Below are 24,796 nucleotides of genomic sequence, written 5' to 3'. Positions count from 1 at the left end.
GGCAGGCTTTTTTAACGGTGCGGTCTGTCTCTATTAAGAGGTGACAGCCACGTTAGTCACGGGAATTTCTTTGGCACGATCAGCCGCTTCCATATACGACTTGATCTCGTTGAAATTCAGGTAACGGTAGATGCTGTCAGACATGGTTTTCACTTCACCCATGTAGGACATGTACTCTTCCATGTTGGGGATTTTGCCCAGTGCAGATGCCACCGCAGCCAGCTCGGAAGAGGCCAGGTAAACATTGGCACCGTCACCCAGACGGTTCGGGAAGTTACGCGTTGACGTTGAAATCACCGTTGAATTTGGTGCCACACGTGCCTGGTTACCCATGCACAGTGAGCAGCCAGGCATTTCCGTGCGTGCACCGGCGACACCGAATACGCTGTAAACGCCTTCTTCTGTCAGTTGGTGCTGGTCCATCTTCGTTGGCGGAGACACCCACAGGCGTGTTGGCAGAGTGCCCTTAACCTGCTTCAGTACTTCACTGGCGGCACGGAAGTGGCCAATGTTGGTCATACAGGAGCCGATGAAGACCTCATCGATTTTCGTACCCTGAACGTCAGACAGTGTTTTCACATCGTCCGGATCGTTCGGGCAGGCCAGCAGCGGCTCTTTGATTTCATTCAGGTCAATTTCAATGACCTTGTGGTAATCGGCATCGCTGTCAGCTTCCATCAACTGAGGATCTTCCAGCCAGGCTTCCATCGCCTGGGCACGACGCTCCAGTGTACGGGCATCGCCGTAGCCTTCGCTGATCATCCAGCGCAGCAGGGTGATGTTGGACTTGAAGTACTCGATGATTGGCTCTTTGCCCAGGTTGATCGTACAGCCAGCCGCTGAACGTTCGGCAGAGGCGTCAGACAGCTCAAATGCCTGCTCCACTTTCAGGTCAGGCAGACCTTCGATTTCCAGGATACGGCCAGAGAAGATGTTCTTCTTGCCTTTCTTGGCGACGGTTAAGTCACCAGACTGGATCGCAGCATAAGGAATGGCATTAACCAGATCACGGAGAGTGATACCTGGCTGCATTTCACCTTTGAAACGAACCAGTACCGACTCAGGCATGTCCAGTGGCATAACACCTGTGGCAGCAGCAAACGCTACCAGGCCGGAGCCAGCCGGGAAGGAAATGCCCAGCGGGAAACGGGTGTGTGAGTCACCACCGGTACCGACGGTGTCAGGTAACAGCATGCGGTTCAGCCAGCTGTGGATGATGCCGTCACCCGGACGCAGGGCAACACCGCCACGGGTCTGAATGAAATCAGGCAGTGTGTGCTGGGTATCGATATCAACAGGCTTGGGATAAGCGGCCGTGTGACAGAAAGACTGCATGACCAGGTCAGCAGAGAAGCCGAGACAGGCCAGATCTTTGAGCTCGTCACGGGTCATTGGACCGGTCGTATCCTGAGAGCCAACCGTCGTCATTTTCGGTTCGCAGTAGCTGCCAGGGCGAACGCCCTTAACGCCACAGGCTTTACCCACCATTTTCTGGGCCAGGGTAAAGCCTTTGCCACTTTCTTCGACAGTAAATGGCTTGCGGAAATCTTTGGCAGGGCCAAGACCCAGTGAAGTTCGGGCCTTGTCCGTCAGACCGCGACCAATGATCAGCGGGATACGGCCACCGGCACGCACTTCGTCCAGCAACACGTCAGTTTTCAGTTGGAATTCGCAGACCAGTTCGTCTGTACCATGACGCATGACCTTACCCTCGTAAGGGTAGATATCTAACACGTCACCGGTTTCCATGTTTTCTACGTCACACTCAAATGGCAGAGCACCGGCATCTTCCATGGTGTTGAAGAAAATAGGTGCGATTTTGCCACCGATACAAACACCACCATTGCGCTTGTTAGGGATGTAAGGAATGTCATCACCGATTTTCCACAGCACGGAGTTGGTGGCGGACTTACGAGAAGAGCCTGTACCTACCACGTCGCCGACCAGGGCAACCGGGTGGCCCTTTTCTTTCAGTTCTTCAATCTGCTCGCTGGCATTGGTTACACCTTCACGTGGCATTTTGTACATGGCCAGTGCATGCAACGGGATATCAGGACGAGACCAGGCATCAGGTGCTGGCGACAGGTCGTCAGTGTTTGTCTCACCAGGAACCTTGAATACCGTGACCGTCATTTTCTCAGGAACCGGTTTGCGCGCTTTGAACCACTCGGCATCGGCCCAGCTCTCGATCAGGGCTTTGGCGTGTGCGTTGCCAGCCTGCATTTTTTCTTCCACATCATGGAATGCGTCAAACATCAGCAGGGTGTGTTTCAGTTCTTCCGCAGCAGCTTCTGCCAGATCCGCGTCGTCCAGCAATTCCACCAGCGTGTTGATGTTGTAACCACCGAGCATGGTGCCCAGCAGTTTGACCGCGTGCTTGCGATCGATCAGTGGAGAAGTCGCTTCGCCTTTGGCGAGGGCTGACAGAAAGCCGGCTTTGACATAGGCCGCTTCGTCCACACCAGCCGGTACGCGATTGCTGATCAGGTCCAGGATGAATTCTTCTTCGCCTGCTGGCGGTGCTTTTAGCAATTCAACCAGGTCGGCAACCTGCGCTGCATCCAGAGGTTTGGGCACGATGCCCTGTTCAGCCCGTTCGGCTACGTGTTTACGATAGGCTTCTAACACAGTATTCCCCTTCAGGTTAATAATGGTAAATCGGGTAAGCGGTGAAAAATGGGTCGCTATTTTAGTGTAAAATGGCTGAAATTTCCAGTTTCACGGCAGTTTCATCATGCAACAAAAAGTACGTACACCCTGTATTGGCGTTTGCTCGGCCACTTCCTTCGGCGACCGGATATGCCGGGGCTGCAAGCGTTTCGGGTTCGAAGTGATCAACTGGAATCTGTATAGCGAGGTTGAAAAACAGGCAGTACTGAACCGGGTAGAAGCGCTGGTCATACCACTGGTAGATGCGCGCTTTATCATTCGCTCGGAAGACGATCTGGCAGCTGGCCTGCGACGTCACAGTGTGCCCTGTAACCCGGACCTGTCACCGGCGATCTGGTTGCATAACCTGCTGAAGAAGCGCCATGGCAAGCTGGATAACCTGGCTGATGTAGGGGTCGAGGTGCGGCCAGAGTGGCAGTCGATGTCATTGGCAGACCTGGCGGAGGATCTGGATTTGCGGTTGCTGGCGTTGGCGGAGGCGCATTTGCAGCGGTATTTTCCGGAGTATCGGGGGGAGGGGGCGCAGTCTTTGTGAGCGTGTTCTTGATCCGGCCTCTTAAGCCAGGGGCTATGCTGCTGGCATGGCAATGATATAGCTCACCACATGTGAAAGCGCGTGAGCGAAAATGGCTGCTTCCAAGCCATATCGCCAGAAGAGGTAGCCGAAGAGCACACCGAAGGCAGTATTTGCGCCCACCACGAACATTATCAATCCAGCCGTCAGTTCCTCGACCTGCATAGCTGCAGCTGGCAGGTGACCTGCGCCGAATAAGAGTGCACTGACCACAATGGCAAGCCATACAAAGACAGGCTGTGGTGTACCTTTTTGACGTTGCAAAAGTCGCCAGGCTATCCAGGTTAGCAGCGTCATGACACCCCAACGCAAAAGCAGCTCTTCTGTGATACCACCGTATAGCAAGCGGGCAAGAAGCGGGATGGTGAACTGCTGTTCCGCACCGGCAATCACCGCCGGTGAGGCGTAACCACCAATCGCAAAGAGTCCGATCCCTCCCAGTACGCCGGCAATGAGTCCTGGAAAGATCTGGGGCCGTAGTGCTGTCATTACTGATCTGGCGGTCACCATGGCTTCAAAAGCCGGAGCGCTAAGACCTATTCTGGGTGTCAGTAACACGCCCAGCCACACGGCGAGTGCGACAAGCAGCGCACTCTGCGTGATGCTTGCCACCATTACCAGCCATAAGGGGGCAGGGAGAGACACATCGTCACAAATCTGGGGAAGTAACGTTACGACAAGTGCAGCCACGCCAAGCAAGCCTGCAAGGAACAGGAGCAAACCAAGCTTCAGTCGCGGGAATTTAATACTATCAGGTATCATATGTCTTTCTTCAGGATTGTGGCCTGAATCTCCAGAAGGTTTCATATACAAACAGTGGAACATCAGGCCGGCACGTAACTATCTTGGACATTCCAATGAGTTTTCTAGCATCAAAGTAGTTTGGAGAAAGTTTGAGACTTCATCAAAATGGTCTAATACTGAAGCATGACCACCTTCGACCGCTAAATGCTCAACCACAATAAGTGAGCCTCAATAGGTGTTTGCTGTAAGTCACTCACAGCCAACGATGACAGATGAAGTAGGGTCACACGCTCAGGGAATTGATATTGACCGCTGTCGCGGCCAATCAAAAAACTATTGCCTATTGACTCGGAGAAGGCTCATAGGTGATAGCAATATGATTTCCACGGATGATTTCTCCATTGCTTAGTACATCTGCTCGCAGGCCGCCACGGTGAAGCCAGCGTTTTATGACTGCTGAAGCAGGAAGTGACTCAGAACTTAGGTTTTTTCCAAGAAGACTGCATGGTTCACAAAGCTCAACTCCACGTAATCTTACTGTACCAATACTGAACTCTTTATTCACAAGATTATTTAATTTTACGCCTCTGGTCACAATATTTCGGCGCGTGATTGATAGATTTTTTGCTAGTTGGTTTTCTGAGCAGAAGCGCTCGATCTCTTCTGCTTCTACCAATGTGATATTTTGACCGGGATAGATATTTTTTCCGAAGTTTCGATCACCTAATACCCCCATTCCAATTTTGACTGTGATTCTTTCACATTCAATTTGCTTCACACCACGTTCTGGGCAAATAAAAATACGCTCAACGTTCACTGAACTCTCCAAGTTGCATCCGGCGCCGAAGGCGCGAACTGCATGAGATTGTTAGCCGGCATCTCGTATCTCTTTCTGAAGTGCCTCTTGAGCGAGTTTATTGACGCTTGTACCTTTTGCCTGTGCAGTGATCGCCAGTTGTTCATGCAGCTCCGGCGGGATTCGGAGGTTAAATTTGCCTGAATAATGGCGACGAGGCTCAATACCTTTCTCTTTGCATACCTCAAGAAAGGCGTGTAACGACCTCTTAAATTCTGCCCGTAGTTCCTTCGGGTTGCGGCCATAAAAATCTGCGCCTCCATTCAACCCTAGAATCTCGCCTCTAAATGTATCTAACTCTGCGTCATACTCAATTTTGGCGTGATAACCATCATATGTCATTACAAAACGATGTCCGGAGTCATTGATCAAATGCATTTATTCAATGGGCTTTCTATTTTTTAATGAGTGTCTTTTCAGGTCTAACGCTGCATTCAGCGCAGCTTCGCTGCGTCCGAGTGCTTTGATTTGTTAAAGCATTACTGATTAATTGGAGGAATAAAATTTTCTTTCTCCAAAACTTGAATTAAGCTTCTCATGAGAAAATTATTCATAAAACTAACGCAGTATGTTCGCCCCTTTTCTTTCAATGGCCGGATAAACCCAGAATCTTTCATTTTAGCAATAAGGTGCGTTCTTTGCCTTGAGGTAAGCGCCTCAAGGACCGCATCCAACTCATTGGCTTTGAACTTTTGTTTTTTAATACCAATATTCAGAACTTTGGCTTCCTCTTTATTTAGGTAGCCTCTATCGATGCCTAGATTAATCGTAGGAACCAAAATAATTTGGTACAAATAGTCAAAGTCCAACAACTTGTTAACTTTTGTTACTTCCTCAAGTATCCCTGTTAGTACATAGTCACACCAATTTAGCAAAGATGTATCATCTCCTAAATCGGCCTCCGAAAGCTTTTCATAATATAAGTCTCGATCATTACAAAATACGGCAGTAGGATTTAGGATCTTCCCGTCTTTGACATTAAATCCATATTTAATTAGCAATGCATAGGTTAACAACCTAACTACACGACCATTGCCATTACCAAATGGGTGTATCCAAGTAAATCTATGATGTGCAATCGCTGTTTTCAATAGGTCATATTTATCCGGGGCTTTTTCGTTGATGAACTCAAGAAATTCATCCATATGAGATTGTACTTGGATAGGATCAGGTGGTATGTGTGTGGACTTAGATATCTCAACGTTCCATGTTCGGTACGCCCCAGGTGTTCTGTCACCCTCATCACTTAGTTCGCCTACAACCAGGTGATGAAGCTCTCTGATGAAGTGGTGCGTTATCTCTGTACCTTCATCAATACTCTCTTCGATAAAATCCATGGCGGCTTCAACATTAGCGATTTCTGAGAACCGCTCACTTGAGCGCTCTTGGTGCTCAATTTTCCTTTCAATGTACTCAGAAATGGTAGTCCGATTACCCTCGATTCTGGCGGAACCAACGCTTTCTAAGATATGGAAGATATTTTTTAGCTGAAAGAATATCCAAGGCGCTGTTGAGCCTTGCAACTTGAGCTTTCGCAGATGATTGAGCTCTATAAGGGTGTCTGTTAGCTGAGAATCAAAGCTTGGACTGACAAGCCTTAGATTAAAATCCTTCACTTTGTTCATAATATTTACATAAAATGAATATAAATTATTGATATATGGGGTTTTATATACTTAATGTCGCGGAAACTAATTACATTTTAGGAGATTAATTATCTACATGCAACGAAGATTTTAGATACAAGCCTGGAGGAGTTAGAGATAAGGAAAGGAATCAAATTGCTACAAGCTTTAACGCCGCGCACAGCGGTGGCAGCGCAGCTGCCATCCGAGCGCTGAAGGCGCGAACTGCTGCGCCTGGTTAGACGGCTTTACTCTTGAATAGATAGTGAACTTAGGCTGCGGGTTTGACATGAAACTGCAGACCAAGCGCCTTGGCTACTTTCAGCACAGTGCCAAGTTGAGGATTACCTTCCGCTGACAGTGCTTTGTACAAGCTCTCGCGCCCAAGTCCAGTCTCCCTCGATAGTTCCGCCATGCCTTTTGCACGGGCAATATCTCCGAGCGCCATTGCGATAAACACGGCATCCCCGTCGCTTTCTTCAATAGCAGCCTCAAGATAGGCAGCCATCTCTTCCGGGGTACGAAGATGTTTTGCCACATCGTAATCATGAAGTTTAGTTGTCATTGCCTGACTCCAAGCCTTTTACCAATTCGTAGGCCAGTTGAATATCGCCGTTCTGGCTTGATTTATCCCCACCGCAGAGCAGGATGATCAGCACATCGTCGCGTTCGGTGTAATAAACTCGATATCCAGGTCCCACATCGACCTTTATCCGTTCTTAAGGTTCCGGTGTTTGCCAGGATTACCAAGCGCTAAACGCTGAATACGGGTCTGTACCCGAGCCCGGCCGCTTAAATCCTTTAGGCGATCCAGCCATTTGGCGAACTGACTGGTAGTTTGAATCCTTTTTATGCAGTTATTGTATCCCACGGGATACGAATTGCAAGGTCAATTTTACGCCCCAGGGCTGGAGCAGGGATCGCCGTCTAACGCTGTTCATAACCGGCGCGGCACGTAGTGCTGCGTCCGGCGCCGAAGGCGCGACGTTGATGACTTTGTTAGGCAATTTATCAAAGAAATGATCCCTCTGGTTTCAATGGGTTGGATAGGTGAGGGGGAATTATATTTAGTTCTTCCTTGTAGAAGCGATCAGCTAACCATGCTGATAGAGGCTCAACTGGTTCATTCATCATAGCGATTTCCGCTATGGTAAAGTATCTCGCGGCATCCATCTCCCAATCTTGAGGTTCCGGGTCTCCACTGATGTGTTTACATAGATATATCAACCCAAGCCAGCCAGACCAAGGCGACGGCAGTTCCTGGACCCCGAGAAGACCCTCGACTTCGGCAACTATGCCAGCTTCTTCAAACGTCTCTCGCAGGGCTGCCATCATTGGGGATTCCCCTCTATCAAGTCTTCCCCACGGAATGGTCCACTGCCCTTCCAAAGAGTGACCTTTTGCCTGGCGAGCCAGCAAAATTTTATCATCCCGGTAGACCACGGTACCCACACATACTATTGTTTCAGACATCCCTTAGATCCTGGGCGGTTGCATAACATTATATTAGTGCGCAGGCGCACATTCTCTATCCCGCTGCACACTATCCAGGCACGTATATTTATCCGGTACCCACTCTAACTAACTGTTATCGCAATATTCAAAGCGTCACAACCGCATTTCGACAGATATAGGCGTGCCCACGACTATCTGAATAGTACTGCATGCATATCTATCCAGGTAATTCGCCGATTGTCGCAGGGAAAACTGATAGTACATTCAAAAGCCAGACCGTCGGCGGACATGGATGTCCGACGCCGAGCCCCCCAGTGATGGGTTCACGGGCGTGTCTGGCGTCTGGTTTTCCCCACAGAAGGTGTCGGGAAGAGAAGGAAAAACAAAATCAGGCGGACTGATGTGCCACCGGCTTCAAATCATACCCATCCGGCCGAAACTCCAGAATCCACGCCTTTTGATCCCAGGCCCCCAGCACAATACGGTGCGCCTCAGTACTGCCATTAACGTCTTCAGGCAATCGGATTGTGTGAATGCCGGGCCGGTGCGTATGACCATGAATCATCAGATTCACGTCATGCTTGACCAGAGATTTGATAACTTCCTCATGGGTCACATCCATGATATCCGAGGCTTTGTTGGAGTTGGCGGCCTGGCTTTGCTGGCGCAGTTGCTGGGCCACCATCATGCGCTCGAGCAGGGGGCGGGCCAGGAAAGCTTGCTGCCAGGCTGGGTCGCGTACTTGCTGGCGGAACTCCATGTAGGCTGAGTCGCGTGTGCACAGCGAGTCACCGTGCATAAGGACCACGCGCTGGCCGTAGAGGTCGACGACTGTCGGGTCATCGATCAGCTTGCCGCCGCAGCGGCTGGCAAATTCGTCGCCCAGCAGGAAGTCACGATTGCCGTGCATAAAGTAAATGCCGGTGCCATTCTGGCTGAGTGAACTGAGGACTTCAGCCATTTTGTCGGCAGCCGGGCAATCATCATCGTCGCCAATCCAGGCTTCAAACACGTCACCAAGAAAATAAATGGCATCGGCACCTTTGGCATCGTTGTGCAGGATTCTGAGCAAACTATCCATAATCGGGCCCTGATCGGACTCGATGTGCAAGTCCGACAGGAACAGCGTTTTGGTGCCGGTTTTCCGGTTTTGCGTTTCCGTCATTACAGTCCTGTTATGTGCTTATTGGTCTTCCGGGTAGGTGACTACCGTTTCGTTGATGACCACTTCATCCAGTGGCACATCCTGGTGACCAGCAACATAGCCAGTGCGGCATTGCTTGATCTTGTTAACCACGTCCATGCCGTCAGTCACGCGGCCAAACACGGCATAACCCCAACCTTGCAGGGTCTTGTTCTTGTGGTCAAGGAATGTATTATCGGCGACATTGATAAAAAATTGAGCACTGGCAGAATGAGGGTCCTGCGTACGAGCCATGGCCAGAGTGCCAACCTCGTTGCTCAAGCCGTTATCAGCCTCGTTTTCAATCGATGCATTGGTCTCTTTCTGTTCCATGCCGCTGGCAAAACCACCGCCCTGGATCATGAAATTGTCGATAACCCGGTGGAACAATGTACCGTCGTAGTAACCGTCCCGGGCATAGGCAAGGAAGTTGGCAGCCGTCGCTGGCGCTTTGTCGAAATCCAGTTCAATCTGGATATCACCGTAATTTGTCTTGAAAACTATCATGTTTAAACGGACTCGTTGTTTCAGCTTAAGGTTGGTAGCAGCTATAATAATGACTTTAGCTCTGATGAGAAAGCAGATTTGCCAATATGACCGATTCACTTAGCAAGGAAACCACAGTGGCGACTGATGATAAAACAGTAGACAGCAACGATGGTGCGCCGTCGAACTTCATCCGACACCTGATTGACCAGGACCTGGCCAGCGGCAAGCATGATGGTCGTGTGCAGACCCGGTTCCCGCCGGAGCCCAATGGTTTTCTGCACATTGGCCACGCCAAGTCGATTTGCCTGAATTTTGGCCTGGCGGAGCGCTATGGCGCGCAGGCAGCAGCGGCGTGCAACCTGCGTTTTGACGACACCAACCCGGCCAAGGAAGAGCAGACCTTCATTGATGCCATTCAGGCTGATATTGAGTGGCTGGGCTTTGAATGGGCCGGGGACATCCGCTATACCTCTGATTACTTTGTGTATTTGTATGAGTTTGCACTGCAACTGATCAAAAATGGCAAAGCATACGTTGACAGCCTGACGCCGGAAGAGGCTCGCGAGTATCGCGGCACGCTGACTGAACCTGGCAAGGAAAGCCCTTACCGCAACCGCAGTGTTGAGGAGAGCCTGGATCTGTTCAAGCGCATGCAGGCAGGAGAGTTTGCAGATGGCGAGCACAGTCTGCGAGCGCGAATTGATATGGCATCGCCAAACATCAATATGCGTGACCCGGTGATTTACCGCATCCGCAAACTGGTTCACCACCAGACCGGCGATACCTGGAACGTTTATCCGATGTATGACTATGCGCATTGCATCTCGGATGCACTGGAGCATGTGACGCATTCTCTGTGTACGCTGGAGTTCGAAGACCACCGTCCTCTGTATAACTGGATTCTGGATAACCTGGAAATTGAATCAGTAGAGAACGCTTGCCGGGAACTGGGTAATTTTGATGATGCGCCGCGTTATGTTCTGCCAGGACAGACCGAGTTTGCCCGTCTGAATATCAACTACACGGTGCTCAGCAAGCGTAAACTGAAAGAGCTGGTTGATTTGCAGCACGTATCCGGCTGGGACGATCCGCGTATGCCAACTATTTCTGGCCTGCGTCGTCGCGGCTATACCCCGACAGCCATCCGTCACTTCTGTGACATTATTGGCATGGGTCGCAGCGACAGTATTGTCGATGTGGGGATGCTGGAGCACAGTATCCGTGAGGATCTGGATGCGACTGCATCACGCGCGATGTGTGTGCTGCGGCCATTGAAAGTGACATTGTTGAATGTGGATGCCGACCATGAACAGATGCTGCACCTGCCCAAACACCCCAAGCAAGACATGGGAACACGGGATGTGCCTTTCGGTAAAACGATATACATCGATCAGACTGACTTTGAGGAAGAGCCGCCGAAAGGCTTCAAACGCCTGATGCCAGGCACTGAGGTGCGTCTGCGCGGCTCCTATGTCATCCGTTGTGATGAGATCATCAAAGACAGCGACGGGAATGTCGTGGAACTGAAGTGTACTGTCGACCTCGATACCCTGGGTAAAAACCCGGAGGGTCGCAAAGTCAAAGGTGTGATTCACTGGGTTCCGGCTGAGGCAGCGATAGAGGCCGAGGTGCGTGTCTATGACCGCCTGTTTAATGAAGCCAACCCCAATGACAAGACACATGGTGATTTCAAAAACTGTTTGAACCCGGATTCTCTGCAGGTGCTGACGGGCTGTCTGGTTGAACCTTCACTGGCCAGTGCCAAAGCCGGGGACAGCTTCCAGTTTGAGCGTGAGGGTTATTACTGTGTGGATAGCAAGGACAGCACCCCTGAGAAACCGGTGTTCAACCGGACCGTGAGTCTTCGTGATTCCTGGGGCAAGCAGCAGGGTGGCCGATAATCGTCACCGACTCTGCAACATTTTATCAAGCAAGTGAGTGCTAAGTGCTAACAATTTACAACACGCTAACGCGTAAGAAAGAAAAATTTCAGCCAATCGATGCCGGTAAGGTACGCATGTATGTGTGCGGCCTGACGACTTATGATTATGCCCATATTGGTCACGCCCGCATGCTGGTGGCATTTGATGTGATCCAGCGCTATCTGCGTTACAGCGGCCTGGATGTTGAATATGTGCGCAATATTACCGATATCGATGACAAGATACTCAAGCGTGCGTCGGAGAACGGAGAGTATTTCGCCGATCTGACCGAGCGTTTTATTGCCGCAACGCATGAGGATGAGGCCAGCCTGTTCATTCAGCGGCCTGACCAGGAGCCCAGGGCTACGGCCCATATTGCTGATATCGTAGCGATGATCGAGCGGCTGGTGGAACAGGATTATGCCTACCGGGCCGAAAATGGAGACGTATATTTTTCGGTAAAGCAGTTTAAAAACTATGGTCATCTGTCCAACAAAAACGTGGAAGAGCTGCTAGCTGGCGCGCGGATTGATATCGGTGAACTGAAACGTGATCCGCGTGATTTTGCCCTGTGGAAGTCGGCCAGCGATGAAGATGTGGGCTGGGATTCTCCCTGGGGTTATGGTCGCCCTGGCTGGCACATAGAGTGTTCAGCCATGTCGACCTGCTGCCTGGGGGATACCTTTGATATTCATGGCGGTGGTTCCGACTTGATGTTCCCGCATCACGAGAATGAAATCGCGCAGTCAGAAGCGGCGACAGGGCAGTCGTTTGCCCGCTACTGGATGCACAACGGTCCGGTTCGTGTTGATAATGAGAAAATGTCCAAATCGCTGGGCAATTTTTTCACGATTCGTGATGTGCTGAAAAAGTACCCGGCCGAAGTTATTCGCTATCTGCTGGTCAGTTCGCACTATCGCAGCCCGATCAACTACTCGGATCAGGGGCTGGACCAGGCGGCAGCAGCGCTGGGACGACTTTATACAGCGCTGCGTGATCATGATGTGACATCTGCCAAGGATCTGGCCAACAGTCGCTTTGAAAAAGCCTTTCAGGCGGCCATGGACGATGATTTCAATACTCCGGAAGCCATGAGTGCGCTGTTTGATCTGGCGCGTGAATGTAACCGGGTGGCCAAGTCCGGTGAAGCTGATGCAGAGCAGCGGGCAGCACAACTGGCACGTCTGCTGGTGCGCCTGGGAGGCGTGCTTGGTTTGCTGCAGGGCGATGCTGAAACATTCCTGCAAAGCGGCAGTGCAGATGCCGGAATCGATGCGGATGCGATTGATGCACTGGTGGCACAGCGCCGCCAGGCCAGGGCTGATAAAAACTGGGCACTGGCTGATGAAATCCGCGATAAACTGACGGCAATGGATGTCGTGGTGGAAGACGGTGCCGATGGCAGTCGCTGGCGCATTGAACGTCATGGAAGTGATAAATAATCGCAATCTTTGATTGACGACTCAGGGCTGCATAGGTATTATGCCGTCCTCGCGATGAGGGCAGAGTCCTCAGCAGTGATATTCGGGGTATAGCGCAGTCTGGTAGCGCGCCTGCTTTGGGTGCAGGATGTCGGGAGTTCAAATCTCTCTACCCCGACCAATTTCTCGCTTATTTCGCGAACAGTGGTGGTTGTAGCTCAGTTGGTAGAGCCCCGGACTGTGACTCCGGTTGTCGTGGGTTCGAGCCCCATCAGCCACCCCATATTTTTCACCCTGACCAGATTGGCAGCGTGAAGCAAGAAAGGCCGCATCGTCTAACGATACGGCCTTTTTTGTTGGCCTTGTCCCGTCCTGAAATAGGTTTACACCTAGAGGACCTATTATGGACAGGCCAGAAAATACGCAGCGCAAGCGCACTCAACGCGATTACACATTGGGCTTTAAATTGCAGGTTGTTTCTGCTGTTGAAAAAGGCGATATGACCTATAAGCAAGCCCAGAAGATCTACGGCATTCAGGGTCGATCGACAGTGCTGACCTGGCTAAGAAAGCACGGTAAGATGGACTGGTCGCAGCCAACTCTTCGTATTATGACTACATCACCGAAAGCCAAAGAGTCACCAGCCCAAAAGATTAAGCGCCTGGAGAAGGAGCTTGATGATGAGCGAGCCAGAAACCTGCTGCTCAATGAAGTGGTGGATATTCTGGATGCTGAGCACGGGGCAGGATTGAGAAAAAAGCTTATTGCCAAGGAGATAGAAGCCTCCAACAGCAAGGTAAAGTAAGCCTGAGTCAATCGAGCAGGCTTCTTGGCATTAGTCGTCAAGCTATTTATCAAAGTGAGCAACGCCACAAGAGGCGGGAATCCGAACGGGTTCCAGTGACCAATATGGTCATGGAGCTACGAAGGCTGATGCCCCGCTTGGGCACACGCAAACTGTACCAGTTGATTAAACCTCAATTGGTCGAGTTAGGGATAAAGCTAGGCAGAGATGGATTATTTACCCATCTGCGAGATCAGCAAATGCTGGTGAAACCTCGTAAAAGCTATATCAAAACGACAGATAGCAAACACTGGATGAAGAAATACCCAAATTTGTTGAAGGGACTTGAGGTTAATAAACCCGAACAGGCTCTGGTAAGCGATATTACTTACGTTGAAAGTGATGAAGGTGTTCACTACCTCTCGTTGGTCACTGATGCGAACAGCCGCAAAATAATGGGGCATGAGCTGAGTCGTGATATGAAGGCAGAGAATGTTGTAAAAGCCCTTCATCAGGCAACCCGGGCGTGTCATCAAACGGAATCGGTTATTCACCACTCTGATAGAGGGGTACAGTATTGCTCTTCGCTGTACCAAGGGGTGCTGAAGCTAAACAGGATGGTGCCGTCGATGACAGATGGCTATGATTGTTATCAGAATGCGCTGGCGGAGAGAGTCAATGGGATATTGAAGCAGGAGTTCCTTCTGTATCGCTGTAAAACCTTCGCTGAGCTGAAAGTTTTAATTAATGAGTCGATAACGATCTACAACCGAATGAGGCCGCATCTAAGCCTTGGCATGAAAACGCCAGAAGAGGTGCATAGCAAAGCGGCTGCCTAGGGCAGCCGCTTAAAACTAAAACCGTCAACTTATTCTAGGACGGGACACCTGAGAACAGGCGCTGATCCCTGGAAACAGGGGGTTTTAGCCTTTTGAGTTGGAGCGATCGTGGTGCGTCACTTGCCCGAGGTTGCCTCCTGAACCCCAGTTCCCGGCCTTACGGATCCGTATACCCACGCTGCGGGTTTCTGAAATCAGGACCCCTGCTGGTGTGTAACGCCAGTAACCACCCATCACATGAGCCTTGTCGTGTGTCGCATGAATAACCAGAGGTTCTACCGGGATGATGCGTGTATAGCCGTAGTCCCCCACGGTACCACCGGCCAGCTCCACAAACTGATCCAGGTTGGTGTCGTACTCGCCAGACGGTTCGCTCACTTCACTGACGCGCAGCCGTGACGTTACACCCTCGGTAACCCAGCCCTTCATGGGCTCATTGTTACGGGCATTGTTGGTTCGGTCTCTGGGGCTATAATTGAAGCTGACACTGGCTGTCCTGGTGCCCAGGGGCAGGGAAGGTTCATACGAACCCCGACCATTACTGCGATCATTGAGAAGTTCTTCATCACGGTAACCAAATGCGGAGAGATAACCCTGGCTGCCCAGTCGATAGGCGACCTCTGCATCGGGGTAGGTATTATTCTCATAGCCTGCTTCATGGAAAATGGTAGAAATCAGCTGGATTGCCCAGCGGCCGTCGTTGTTGGTGACCGAAAGCAGGTTGTCACACTCCATCAGCTTGTGACCGTCCGGTGTGAAGCGTTTGAACTTCAGTGAGAAGACTCCCCCTACCGGGCAATACAGATGCACGTTGATGCCTTCCAGCATGTCGTAAGAGCCGGGCAGCATGGCACGCTGCCCCAGAGCCCGATTACCCGTTTCACTGAAGCAGGGCGGCGGGTTGTTTATAAACTCGCTGGCGCTCTGATAAACCAGTGGTTCAATGTCTTCATATATCGCAAAAGGGAAGTGAAGCAGACTGGCAATGCCCTCCAGGTCGCGCTGGTTCAGGGCGGTGAAAAACGCCATGGTCAGTCGCAGGCCATTTCCGACAGAGTCCTCAAATGATACCGGGAAACGGGAGTCTGATTGCCCGCCGGGCAACAGTCCGTCCGGTTTGGCAAAACTACTGGGTGATTGCGGCTGTGCTTGAACAGATGGTGTGAACCCGGCACCCACGCCGATTGCACCCATGGCTCCAACCAGGGATGCCGTTCGGAAAAATTCTCGTCGGCTTTGGGTGGCTTCCTGATCCTGGTTGAGGTTTCCAGTTACTTCCTTATCTTGCAGGTTATTGTTATTTTCCATAATCGCTCCATTTGGTTTGCTTGGTATTGGAAGTCGGCGAAATCCACGGCCCTGAGTGGCCTGAGCGCTTATTTTCAATAATATCAACCTGCCCCTGATTTATTGAACGGTTGGGATAAAGCGAAATCTTGCCTCGACAGTCTGGTTGATTGCCTGGTTAAGTGATTAAGCGGCTGAAAGAATATCGGTAACAACTAAAAACAGATCCTAAATCGTGGGCGCAGATTAATGGACAACATCAATGGTTCCTGTAAAATACCCCGCCTGATCACATGCGCTCGTAGCTCAACCGGATAGAGCATCGGCCTTCTAAGCCGAGGGTTGCAGGTTCGAGTCCTGCCGGGCGCGCCATATCAAAAGGGTCACCTGTTAAGGTGGCCCTTTTTATTAGGCGGGCCCAAAGGACGAGGCAGTTTTTGCGCCAGCAAAAAATGCGTATCCGCCATTTATGGCGGAACAACCTGCCAGGTTCGACAAAACGGCACAAGGGAAGGACATCATAGATCCGATGGCAGACAGTAAGACCACGTTTAGCACATCGCTTGCCGCTCGATAAAGCAGACGGACTGTCTGAAGCCGCCAGGCTGAGTTTCCGTCCGCCGAGCGACAAGCGAGGTGCTGTGGTCGTCTGCCATCGGATCTATGATGTCCTGACCGCTGCCTGATCTATTTCTTTCCCCGGGTGAACGTAGGATAATTGCCCTGTCAGCCTGCACAGGCTCCAGACAACCGGGCAAAGCAATTTTGCGGAGTACTTTGAGAATGATCGCAATCATTGGTGGCAGCGGATTGAACAATCTCTCCGCGCTTGAGCAAGTCTCAGAAAAATGGGTAGATACGCCATATTCAGAAGGAGGGGTACTGGTGACCCAGGGACATCTGCCAGGTGTAGAACTCCCCGTCTGCTTTCTGCCCCGTCATGGTAAAGGGCACGTGTTGCCTCCGCACCGCATCAACTACCGGGCCAATCTTTATGCCTTGCATGAACTGGGTGTGAGGGCTGTGCTGGCCGTGAATGCCGTCGGTGGCATCACCTCAGCGACAGGGCCGGGGGCGATTGTGATACCCGATCAGGTTATTGATTATACCTGGGGGCGGGAGCATACCTTCTTTGATGGCAGTGACAGCGGTTTGTCCTCACCGGACAAGTTTTCCCAGACAGTGGCGCATGTGGACATGACTAACCCGTATGACGAATTGCTGCGCACGTTGTTGCAGGATGCATCCGTGAATTTGCGCCACCCGGTTGTGACCCAGGCTGTATACGGAGCAACGCAGGGCCCGCGACTTGAAACACCGGCAGAAATCAAACGTCTGGCTCAGGATGGTTGTGACATAGTGGGGATGACAGGTATGCCCGAAGCCGCTCTGGCCAGGGAGCTGGGCATGGCGTATGCCAGCCTGGCATTGTCGGTCAACTGGGCAGCCGGGATCAGTCAGGAAGAGATCACCATGGAGGCGATTCATCGCGTACTGGAAGAGGGTATGGCAGTGATCGAGCAGCTGTTACTGGTTGCCGTACAGCGTTATTCTGATACTTCCAACTCATAGGGGAAGACTTCTACCAACGCACCGACCACGGGGTGGTCGAGGTAATGGAATTCATCACTGCGCAGTTCCCTCGTTGTCATGACCGGAATGCTTTGTGCGATTGATGCAGTTGACGACACTGCTGAGCCGGCTTCCCCCGTTGCGCTTGCTTGCGCACGCCCTGTTGTGATTCTGTTGCTAGCGGTGCCAGGCGTCTCTGTTTCACCCCATATATTCAGCAGTAATTGATTGTCGAGGATGATACGGTCGCGGCGATTGTTGAAATAGAAGCGTAACGTACCTTCAAGCTCGTATCGGTCGCCGACCTGTTGTCCTGCCTGAATCACCATATTCTGAGTCGCATTTGCCAGCCGCATCGGCTGACGCCATGCATTATGGTACAGCACGCGATAACCAGCCGAGCGTTGCAGCGCTGCATTGGTTTCGGAGAAGTTCCAGTCTTCAGGTGTCAATGCGATAAAACCGTCCGTGACCGGATCTGGTATACGGAAATCACTTTGATGGGCAGGCTCCGGTCCGTTAATCAGAGGTTCCGGGGCTGCTTCCTGCTCAACGGCAACAGCGTCCCGTTGTGTACGGCTGGTTCGTGACACAGAACGTCCGGACTGATCTGCATTTTGCATGTCGGTGCTTTGCTCAGTTTCGGACCACTCGGGCAGTGCCAGCAACTCTGTCAGAGACAGTAACCGGGTGGTACCAGCCGGTGACGCTGTCAAAGAGTCTGCCTGCTGCCAGGCTTCTTCTTGCGGGTCATAAAAACTATGCAGAAACAGCGTCACTTCCACCTGGTACCAGCGCTCGCTGCTGTTGTTGATATTGGGTAACCCGATCACCAGTGTCTCGGCCGATGTTGCTGTCACACTTGCTGGTATCGCATTCTGCGCGATGAGAGGCGCCGCCAGACCCGTCAGTGCGATACCGCACAACAAGGCGATTGTCTGGTGTGAGTTTTTCATTACTGCAATTACATCAGGCATGGATATTAACAATCTTCTCTCATTGGTCATGTGCTTGTAACGGTCAGCGCCCAGCCGGTATTCCGGTGAGACTGCCGGTACTGCCGTGTCATCGGCAAGCATGAATGAGGGGTATCGTCTTACAAGCAGCCCTGCAAGGCAAGTGGGACATTGAGAAATCAGCATGTTAGGCTTTTGTCATTGATGTGATTTCAAACAATAACGGCTGACCAATATCATAAGGCCAATAACAAAAGGCCAATAACAAAAGACAAGGAGCGGACACATGGATCAACTGGCACAGGCACTTCAGGCGCTATCCGGTTTTTTATGGGGGACGCCGCTTATTGTGCTGCTGGTTGGCGGTGGTATCTTTTTTACCTGTTACAGCAGGTTTCAGTTATTCCGCTATTTTCCTCACGCTATTGCCATCCTGAAAGGCCAGTTTGATGATAAGGATGATCCCGGCGATCTGAGCCATGCGCAGGCGCTGTCAGCTGCATTGTCCGGTACGCTTGGTATGGGTAACATTGCGGGGGTGGCGCTGGCAATCGGGCTGGGTGGCCCCGGGGCTGTGTTCTGGATGTGGATGACAGCGATTGTGGGTATTTCCACCAAGTTTTTCACCTGTACCCTGGCAGTGATGTACCGTGGCAAGGACAGTCTGGGCAACGTTCAGGGTGGCCCGATGTATGTCATTCGTGAAGGGCTGGGTGCGCGCTGGCACTGGCTGGCTGCCATGTTTGCGGCAGCCGGTCTGATTGGCACCTTGCCTGTGGTTCAGATCAATCAACTGACCCAGGTTGTCAGGGATGTGGTGTTTATTCCTTCCGGCCTGGTAGATCCGGCCAGTCCTGGTGCTTTTAATCTGATGTTTGGTATCTTTGCGGCGGCCGTTGTGGGCAGTGTTATCTTTGGTGGCATCAAGCGGGTTGGCTATGTGGCTGTCAGGCTGGTGCCCATGATGGTGATTGTCTACATGGCGATGACACTGATGGTTCTGGCGTTGCATTTGCCTGAATTACCAGGCTATCTGGTAATGATCGTCAGGGAAGCCTTTACGGCCGAATCAGTGGCGGGTGGTTTTGTGGGGGTACTGACGATCGGTGTGATGCGTGGCGCCTTTTCCAATGAGGCCGGTATCGGTACGGAAGCGATGTCTCATGGTGCCGCCAAAACCACAGAGCCAGTGCGCGAAGGTCTGGTCGCCATGATGGGGCCAGTTATCGACACGTTGATTGTCTGTACCTGTACTGCACTGGTCATTCTGGTGACCGGTGTCTGGCAGAGTGGCGGGGCGGATGGTGTCAGCCTGACTGCCAGTGCCTTTGCTGAAGTGCTGCCCGGTCAAATCGGTGCCTGGGCCATTGCCTTCATTGTGATGATTTTTGCCTCCAGCACCATGTTCACTTTCTGGTATTACGGTGCCAAATGCCTGGGCTTCCTGATCGGTGCCGAGCGTCAGCATTATTACCGCTACTTCTATGTATTACTGGTGGTGCTGGGGGCCGTGGCGCCGCTGGAGGCAGTGTTTGGCCTCATAGACAGTGCCTATGCCTTGATGGCGATTCCATCGATGACGGTTGCTTTCATGCTATCGCCGAAAGTAATGGCGGCGGCAAAAACCTATTTTGCCAATTTGTCAGCGCGGCGCTGATCGTCAAACCTGTGACCGTGGCGCGGAAAGGGTGGTGTGCAGTCCTGGTGGCGCATCTGGCTGACTTTGAAGCTGGTGCCTGAAACTGGGGCCAGAACTGCGCTTGAAGCTGACGCATAAAACCACCCGGTTGCAGACTGACAGAGAAATCGATAAGATCGCGCACAATTTTGGTGCGAGCGACCTTCCTTTTCATGCAACAAACTCTCAAATCCCTGCTTGGTATTGAACGAAATACCAGCAGCCATAAAGAAAAGCTCTTATCTGCGCTTGGGGTGGTTTCGGCCATGCTGGCGCTGATTGCTGTTTGTCTTTGGTGGCTTGATGACAGTACCAGCAAGATGCTGGTCATCTCCTCGATGGGGGCTACGGCAGTACTGCTGTTTGCCGCACCGCATGGGGCGTTGTCGCAACCCTGGCAGGTGATAGGCGGACATTTCTTTTCGGCCTTGATAGGCGTTACCTGCTCTCAGTGGATACCTGATGTGGTGCTGGCCAGTGCCATGGCGGTGGGATTGTCGGTGCTAGTGATGACCTATCTGGGTTGCATCCACCCACCTGGCGGCGCTACAGCCTTAACAGCCGTACTTGGCGGGGCTGATGTGCAAGCGCTGGGGTATGGCTTTGTGCTGGCCCCAGTGATGATTAATGTCATGGTCATGTTGGTGCTGGCTGTGCTTTACAACAGTGTGTTTCCCTGGCGACGCTATCCGGCACATTTAAGCCACCAGCACCTGGAGTACCGCAAAACCCGTCAGAAGCGCCAGGTGGCCGACAAGGTCAGCCAGCAGGACATTGAAGCAGCGATGAAAGAGATGGATGGCTACTTTGATGTGACTGCCGAGGAGTTACAGGACCTGTTAAACCTGGCAGTGCAACATGCCGAGCGACGTCACCAGCAACAGCAGCGACTGGGTTTCTGGGAGCGAGCCTTGGGAGCGCGACGGGAAAGTCGTCGACGCAGATTGCTCTCAAGTGTGCAGTCAGGGGAGAGTGATGCGCCTGCAACGAATGCCAGTGATTCCGGCGAGTCCAGGGTCGCCTGATTTTTCGCTCCTCACTCCTCACCTTATTTCTTGCCCCTGGCACTGGTGTTGGAGCCACATCTTATTCTGAGCTTGATTCGTGAATCAGGCCTGTAGCCTGAACTGATCCAGCGTTTGCTCTATAAACTCGATGCGAGCTGCCGGCTTTTCCTTGCCGTGGGTGAAGCTCAGCTGCGTTGGGCCGCTCAGTTTGTAAATCCGTGAATGTTTCTGCACTAACTGAACAATCGATAGCGGGTCGATGCTGGTTTGCTGCGCAAACAGTATGCGGCCACTGGCTGCGCTGGCATCGATCTTGTTTATGCCAAACTGCTGGGCACGCAGTTTCAGGCGTGTGACGGCAAACAGCGTTTTGGTTGCTTCGGGCAACAGACCAAACCGGTCGATCATTTCCACATGCAGCTCTTCGAGTTCGTCTTTGTCCTTGGCGCCGGCAATTCGCTTGTACATGATCAGTCGGGTATGAATATCCGGCAGGTAATCATCCGGAATGAGTGCCGGGACGCGCAGATTAATTTCGCAACCGCTTTGCAGCACCAGGTCGATATTGGGTGTGCGGCCTTCCTTCATCGCTTTTACGGCTTCTTCGAGCATTTCGGTATAAAGCGTGAAACCGATTTTCTGCATGTGACCGGTCTGTTCCTCACCCAGAATTTCACCGGCACCCCGTATCTCCAGGTCATGACTGGCCAGGGTAAAGCCAGCGCCCAGTGTGTCAGCTGAGCTGATGGCTTCCAGGCGTTTCTGGGCATCGTTGGAAAGACTTTTCCAGGGCGGTGTCAGCAAATAGGCATAGGCCTGATGGTGTGATCGACCGACACGTCCGCGAAGTTGATGCAACTGGGCCAGGCCCAGTTTGTCCGCACGATCCATGATAATGGTGTTGGCGCTGGGTACATCGATACCGGTTTCAATAATGGTGGAGCAGACCAGGATGTTATAGCGTTTGTGGTAAAAGTCCGCCATGATGGCTTCCAGCTCACGCTCCGGCATCTGGCCGTGTGCCACACATACGCGCGCCTCAGGGATCAGTTCGCGTAACTGTTCAGCACTGCGCTCAATGGTTTTGACTTCATTGTGGAGGTAAAAGACCTGGCCGCCGCGCAGCAATTCACGCAATACCGCTTCTTTGACCAGACTGTCCTGGTGTTCCCGCACGAAGGTTTTAACCGACAGCCGCTTTGCTGGCGCGGTGACAATCAGCGACAGATCGCGCGCTCCCGTCATTGCCAGGTTCAGCGTGCGGGGAATAGGTGTTGCTGTTAAGGTCAGAATATCCACTTCAGCCCGCAGTGCCTTGATGCGTTCTTTTTGCTGCACACCAAAGCGGTGTTCTTCATCAATAATCAGCAGGCCAAGGTCTTTGTATTTGATCTGTTTGTTGAGCAGTTTATGCGTGCCAACCACAATGTCGACTTTGCCTTCGGCCAGCTTTTGCAAGGTATTGTCCTGCTCTTTGGCACTGCGGAAACGTGACATCAGGTCGATCTGGATGGGCCAGTCGGCAAAGCGATCGCGGAAACTCTCAAAGTGTTGCTGGGCGAGCAGGGTGGTCGGCACCAGCATGGTCACCTGTTTGCCGTTTTGTACGGCCAGCCAGGCAGCGCGCATGGCAACCTCGGTTTTACCAAAACCCACATCACCGCAGACCAGACGGTCCATGCTGCGTGGTGAGCGCATGTCTTCCAGTACACTGTTAATGGCATCCTGCTGATCGGGCGTTTCTTCAAACGGGAAGCTGGCAGCAAACTGACGGTATTCGTTGTCTTCGAGTTTGCAGGCATAGCCCGGTCGCGCTTCACGTTTGGCGTAAATGTCGAGCAGCTCCGCGGCGGCATCACGGATTTTCTCGGCAGCTTTGCGCTTGTTCTTCTGCCAGGTGTCATTACCCAGGGTGTCAATCGGTGCCAGTTCAGGGTCTGAACCACCATATCGGCTGATCAGGTGCAGGCTGGCTACCGGGACATAAAGTTTGGCACCCTTGGCATATTCCAGGGTCAGAAACTCTGTCGTTTCGTCTTCTATGGTCAGCGTTTCCAGTCCGCAGTACCGACCCACACCGTGATCGATATGGACCACGGCAGAACCCGGGTGCAGTTCTGTCAGACTCTTGATAATAAAATCGCTGTTGCTTTCCTGGGTGCGACGACGTCGTCTGCGCTGGGCAATGCGGCGGCCCAGCAACTGGCTTTCCGGGATCAAGGCCAGTTTGTGGTCGCTAAGCAGCAGGCCCTGGTCCAGCGCCGCCACAGTCATGGCGCTTTTGGCGTCGCTATTCAGGAATGCCTGCCAGCTATCGACCGGGGCGGGTCGAACACCGGCTTGCTTTAACAGTTCCAGCAGGACTTCCCGCCGGCCAGCAGACTCGGCACAGTAAAGAATCCGGTAGTCCGGATGCTCAGCCAGGAAAGCCTGCAGGGCTGGCATGGCGTTATCAGCCGTGCTGGCAGACGCCAGGGACTTTAATGGTGGTTCACTGTCAGGTGTTTCCAGCGTAATGACACTAAACGGTTTGATCTGTCGGAAGATGTCCTCTGGTGTGAGGAAGACGTCTTTGGGTGGCAGTATGGGACGGTGCCGGTCATAGCGACGATCCTCATAACGGTTTTCGATATCCTGCCAGAACCGTAATGCTGCCGTGTCCAGTTGCCGACTGCGAACAATGACAGTATTGCCTGGCAGATACTCAAACAGGTGGCTGGTGACTTCAAAAAATAACGGCAGATAGTACTCAATGCCGGGGGAGGCCAGGCCTTCACTGACATCCTGATAAAGCGCGCAGTCCCGCGTATCGACGTCAAACCGTTCCCGGAAACTGATACGGAAATGTTTGCGCCCGTCTTCGGTGAGGGGAAATTCCTTGCCTGGCAGCAAACGGATTTCCTCTACCTTGTCTCCAGACAGCTGGGTTTCCGGATCGAACTTGCGCAGCGTTTCGATCTCTTCATCAAACAGATCGATTCGGAAAGGGTGGCGGCTGCCCATCGGAAAAATATCCAGAATCGCGCCGCGAACCGCAAACTCACCATGTTCAAATACCGACTCCACATGCTGATATCCAGCGGCAACCAGGTTGTTGCGGAAAGCGTCCACATCCAGTTCCTGGCCACAATGCAGCATCAGGCTGTGCTGTTGTATATAAGAAGCCGGTGGCAGTCGTTGCATCAGACTGTTGGCTGGTACGATCAGAATGCCACTGCGCATCATGGGCAGGTGGTATAGTGCATTCAGTCGCTCGGAAATGATGTCCTGGTGTGGTGAAAAGACATCGTATGGCAGCGTTTCCCAGTCCGGAAACAGGTAGACCGGAAGTTCTTTCTGGTTGCCGCTGTAAAAAAGCAGCTCGCGCCTGAGTTGTTCGCCCTGTTCGCTGCTGTCAGTGATAACCAGTAACGGAGCCTGCCGGGTCGCGGCAATCTCACGGGCCGCCTGGACCATGGCCTGGGGACGTTCACCCGGGTGGAGGTTGCGCCACTGAGTGGTGTGGGCTTCAGCGGGTAAAGGTGGTGAAAATATGTCGAAAGCAGCCATGAGTCCAATTATTAATCGTTTGCCTGTTGTTCATTGAGCAAAGACTGTACCCGAAAGTGAGGGCAGGAAGTATCCATCGCAGGGAATACTGTCTTTGTGCAACCGTTAAACAGGTGAAAAATCGGGGTGCGTATTCTGGCACAGTCGCGATAAAGTTGCACCGACTGCGTAATAACAAGATAATA

At 52.1% G+C, this 24,796-nt stretch carries 20 protein-coding genes and 3 tRNA genes; 10 read left to right on the top strand and 13 right to left on the bottom strand.

Going from position 1 to position 24,796, the window contains the following annotated elements:
- Positions 1 to 33: 33 nt before the first annotated feature.
- On the bottom strand, positions 34 to 2,628 hold the full coding sequence (acnB, locus tag PSCS_RS14515; RefSeq protein ID WP_188619133.1) for a bifunctional aconitate hydratase 2/2-methylisocitrate dehydratase: 2,595 nt from the start codon (positions 2,626 to 2,628) through the stop codon (positions 34 to 36).
- Between the two features lie 106 nt (positions 2,629 to 2,734).
- On the opposite strand from acnB, the gene PSCS_RS14510 reads away from it, so the two are divergent.
- Positions 2,735 to 3,205: a DUF1289 domain-containing protein gene (locus PSCS_RS14510; protein ID WP_082866756.1), complete on the top strand. Its 471-nt coding sequence runs from the start codon at positions 2,735 to 2,737 to the stop codon at positions 3,203 to 3,205.
- A 33-nt stretch (positions 3,206 to 3,238) separates the two neighbouring features.
- Here the strand turns inward: PSCS_RS14510 and PSCS_RS14505 are convergent, their stop codons facing one another.
- The 9 genes from PSCS_RS14505 to PSCS_RS14465 form a co-directional block, all read right to left on the bottom strand.
- The gene (locus PSCS_RS14505) at positions 3,239 to 4,006 is read right to left on the bottom strand and encodes a CPBP family intramembrane glutamic endopeptidase (RefSeq protein ID WP_188619132.1); all 768 of its coding nucleotides are present in this window, start codon (positions 4,004 to 4,006) and stop codon (positions 3,239 to 3,241) included.
- 322 nt (positions 4,007 to 4,328) lie between these two features.
- Positions 4,329 to 4,805, bottom strand: a complete 477-nt coding sequence (locus PSCS_RS14500; protein ID WP_106404812.1) for an MOSC domain-containing protein — start codon at positions 4,803 to 4,805, stop codon at positions 4,329 to 4,331.
- A gap of 51 nt (positions 4,806 to 4,856) precedes the next feature.
- Positions 4,857 to 5,222, bottom strand: a complete 366-nt coding sequence (locus PSCS_RS14495; protein WP_068812955.1) for a type II toxin-antitoxin system HicB family antitoxin — start codon at positions 5,220 to 5,222, stop codon at positions 4,857 to 4,859.
- 101 nt (positions 5,223 to 5,323) lie between these two features.
- Positions 5,324 to 6,469 carry a Fic family protein gene (locus PSCS_RS14490; RefSeq protein ID WP_068812954.1) on the bottom strand — a complete coding sequence of 382 codons (1,146 nt, stop codon included), beginning with the start codon at positions 6,467 to 6,469 and terminating at the stop codon, positions 5,324 to 5,326.
- Between the two features lie 271 nt (positions 6,470 to 6,740).
- Positions 6,741 to 7,034 (bottom strand): addiction module antidote protein, encoded by a 294-nt coding sequence (locus PSCS_RS14485; protein ID WP_068812952.1) that lies wholly within the window; start codon positions 7,032 to 7,034, stop codon positions 6,741 to 6,743.
- Entirely contained in the window at positions 7,024 to 7,170 is a 147-nt protein-coding gene (locus tag PSCS_RS16360; RefSeq protein ID WP_317621816.1) for an addiction module killer protein, read from the bottom strand. The genes PSCS_RS14485 and PSCS_RS16360 overlap by 11 nt, the downstream gene beginning before the upstream one ends.
- 310 nt (positions 7,171 to 7,480) lie before the next feature.
- A complete protein-coding gene (locus PSCS_RS14475; RefSeq protein WP_068812950.1) occupies positions 7,481 to 7,942 on the bottom strand; it encodes an NUDIX domain-containing protein in 462 nt (153 codons plus the stop codon).
- Positions 7,943 to 8,312: 370 nt separating this feature from the next.
- Entirely contained in the window at positions 8,313 to 9,089 is a 777-nt protein-coding gene (locus PSCS_RS14470; RefSeq protein ID WP_068812948.1) for a UDP-2,3-diacylglucosamine diphosphatase, read from the bottom strand.
- 18 nt (positions 9,090 to 9,107) lie between these two features.
- Positions 9,108 to 9,614 carry a peptidylprolyl isomerase gene (locus tag PSCS_RS14465; RefSeq protein ID WP_068812946.1) on the bottom strand — a complete coding sequence of 169 codons (507 nt, stop codon included), beginning with the start codon at positions 9,612 to 9,614 and terminating at the stop codon, positions 9,108 to 9,110.
- Between the two features lie 86 nt (positions 9,615 to 9,700).
- Here PSCS_RS14465 and PSCS_RS14460 point away from each other — a divergent pair, with 86 nt between their 5' ends.
- The 5 genes from PSCS_RS14460 to PSCS_RS15710 all read left to right on the top strand — a co-directional run bounded on the left by PSCS_RS14460 (position 9,701) and on the right by PSCS_RS15710 (position 14,562).
- Positions 9,701 to 11,497: a glutamine--tRNA ligase/YqeY domain fusion protein gene (locus tag PSCS_RS14460; protein ID WP_082866755.1), complete on the top strand. Its 1,797-nt coding sequence runs from the start codon at positions 9,701 to 9,703 to the stop codon at positions 11,495 to 11,497.
- 44 nt (positions 11,498 to 11,541) lie between these two features.
- Positions 11,542 to 12,960: a cysteine--tRNA ligase gene (cysS, locus tag PSCS_RS14455; RefSeq protein ID WP_068812944.1), complete on the top strand. Its 1,419-nt coding sequence runs from the start codon at positions 11,542 to 11,544 to the stop codon at positions 12,958 to 12,960.
- Positions 12,961 to 13,043: 83 nt separating this feature from the next.
- A tRNA-Pro gene (locus PSCS_RS14450) sits at positions 13,044 to 13,120 on the top strand.
- A gap of 26 nt (positions 13,121 to 13,146) precedes the next feature.
- Positions 13,147 to 13,222 (top strand) — tRNA-His (locus tag PSCS_RS14445).
- A 120-nt stretch (positions 13,223 to 13,342) separates the two neighbouring features.
- A protein-coding gene (locus PSCS_RS15710) for an IS3 family transposase (RefSeq protein WP_397387527.1) occupies positions 13,343 to 14,562 on the top strand; the annotation gives its coding sequence in 2 pieces (ribosomal slippage) (positions 13,343 to 13,706 and positions 13,706 to 14,562; 1,221 coding nt in all).
- A gap of 84 nt (positions 14,563 to 14,646) precedes the next feature.
- Here PSCS_RS15710 and PSCS_RS14430 read toward each other — a convergent pair.
- A complete protein-coding gene (locus PSCS_RS14430; protein WP_068812940.1) occupies positions 14,647 to 15,870 on the bottom strand; it encodes a hypothetical protein in 1,224 nt (407 codons plus the stop codon).
- Between the two features lie 274 nt (positions 15,871 to 16,144).
- On the opposite strand from PSCS_RS14430, the gene PSCS_RS14425 reads away from it, so the two are divergent.
- Both PSCS_RS14425 and PSCS_RS14420 read left to right on the top strand, forming a co-directional pair.
- Positions 16,145 to 16,221: transfer RNA gene (locus PSCS_RS14425), tRNA-Arg, on the top strand.
- 411 nt (positions 16,222 to 16,632) lie between these two features.
- On the top strand, positions 16,633 to 17,421 hold the full coding sequence (locus PSCS_RS14420) for an S-methyl-5'-thioinosine phosphorylase (protein WP_082866754.1): 789 nt from the start codon (positions 16,633 to 16,635) through the stop codon (positions 17,419 to 17,421).
- Here PSCS_RS14420 and PSCS_RS14415 read toward each other — a convergent pair.
- The gene (locus PSCS_RS14415) at positions 17,397 to 18,500 is read right to left on the bottom strand and encodes a CsiV family protein (RefSeq protein WP_068812937.1); all 1,104 of its coding nucleotides are present in this window, start codon (positions 18,498 to 18,500) and stop codon (positions 17,397 to 17,399) included. The two genes, PSCS_RS14420 and PSCS_RS14415, sit on opposite strands and share 25 nt — an antisense overlap.
- Before the next feature lie 163 nt (positions 18,501 to 18,663).
- Between PSCS_RS14415 and PSCS_RS14410 the strand changes: the two genes are divergently transcribed.
- Complete coding sequence (locus tag PSCS_RS14410; RefSeq protein ID WP_068812935.1) at positions 18,664 to 20,034, top strand: alanine/glycine:cation symporter family protein; 1,371 nt, start codon at positions 18,664 to 18,666, stop codon at positions 20,032 to 20,034.
- A gap of 194 nt (positions 20,035 to 20,228) precedes the next feature.
- The gene (locus PSCS_RS14400; protein ID WP_068893817.1) at positions 20,229 to 21,080 is read left to right on the top strand and encodes an HPP family protein; all 852 of its coding nucleotides are present in this window, start codon (positions 20,229 to 20,231) and stop codon (positions 21,078 to 21,080) included.
- Between the two features lie 84 nt (positions 21,081 to 21,164).
- Here the strand turns inward: PSCS_RS14400 and mfd are convergent, their stop codons facing one another.
- Positions 21,165 to 24,611, bottom strand: a complete 3,447-nt coding sequence (gene mfd, locus PSCS_RS14395; RefSeq protein WP_068812929.1) for a transcription-repair coupling factor — start codon at positions 24,609 to 24,611, stop codon at positions 21,165 to 21,167.
- Between the last annotated feature and the right edge of the window lie 185 nt (positions 24,612 to 24,796).

The sequence above is a fragment of the Pseudohongiella nitratireducens genome (assembly GCF_001642735.1).
Classification (GTDB): domain Bacteria; phylum Pseudomonadota; class Gammaproteobacteria; order Pseudomonadales; family Pseudohongiellaceae; genus Pseudohongiella; species Pseudohongiella nitratireducens.
This window is presented reverse-complemented; position numbering and strand designations above follow the sequence as displayed.

What these genes read in the sequence shown, in the direction of transcription:
- PSCS_RS14505 (WP_188619132.1), bottom strand. Translation starts at nt 4,006, where the DNA reads ATGATACCTGATAGTATTAAATTCCCGCGACTGAAGCTTGGTTTGCTC.
- PSCS_RS14485 (WP_068812952.1), bottom strand. Translation starts at nt 7,034, where the DNA reads ATGACAACTAAACTTCATGATTACGATGTGGCAAAACATCTTCGTACC.
- PSCS_RS14470 (WP_068812948.1), bottom strand. Translation starts at nt 9,089, where the DNA reads ATGACGGAAACGCAAAACCGGAAAACCGGCACCAAAACGCTGTTCCTG.
- PSCS_RS14430 (WP_068812940.1), bottom strand. Translation starts at nt 15,870, where the DNA reads ATGGAAAATAACAATAACCTGCAAGATAAGGAAGTAACTGGAAACCTC.
- PSCS_RS14495 (WP_068812955.1), bottom strand. Translation starts at nt 5,222, where the DNA reads ATGCATTTGATCAATGACTCCGGACATCGTTTTGTAATGACATATGAT.
- PSCS_RS14475 (WP_068812950.1), bottom strand. Translation starts at nt 7,942, where the DNA reads ATGTCTGAAACAATAGTATGTGTGGGTACCGTGGTCTACCGGGATGAT.
- PSCS_RS14465 (WP_068812946.1), bottom strand. Translation starts at nt 9,614, where the DNA reads ATGATAGTTTTCAAGACAAATTACGGTGATATCCAGATTGAACTGGAT.
- mfd (WP_068812929.1), bottom strand. Translation starts at nt 24,611, where the DNA reads ATGGCTGCTTTCGACATATTTTCACCACCTTTACCCGCTGAAGCCCAC.
- PSCS_RS14400 (WP_068893817.1), top strand. Translation starts at nt 20,229, where the DNA reads ATGCAACAAACTCTCAAATCCCTGCTTGGTATTGAACGAAATACCAGC.
- PSCS_RS14415 (WP_068812937.1), bottom strand. Translation starts at nt 18,500, where the DNA reads ATGCTTGCCGATGACACGGCAGTACCGGCAGTCTCACCGGAATACCGG.
- PSCS_RS14410 (WP_068812935.1), top strand. Translation starts at nt 18,664, where the DNA reads ATGGATCAACTGGCACAGGCACTTCAGGCGCTATCCGGTTTTTTATGG.
- PSCS_RS14460 (WP_082866755.1), top strand. Translation starts at nt 9,701, where the DNA reads ATGACCGATTCACTTAGCAAGGAAACCACAGTGGCGACTGATGATAAA.
- PSCS_RS14420 (WP_082866754.1), top strand. Translation starts at nt 16,633, where the DNA reads ATGATCGCAATCATTGGTGGCAGCGGATTGAACAATCTCTCCGCGCTT.
- PSCS_RS14490 (WP_068812954.1), bottom strand. Translation starts at nt 6,469, where the DNA reads ATGAACAAAGTGAAGGATTTTAATCTAAGGCTTGTCAGTCCAAGCTTT.
- PSCS_RS14510 (WP_082866756.1), top strand. Translation starts at nt 2,735, where the DNA reads ATGCAACAAAAAGTACGTACACCCTGTATTGGCGTTTGCTCGGCCACT.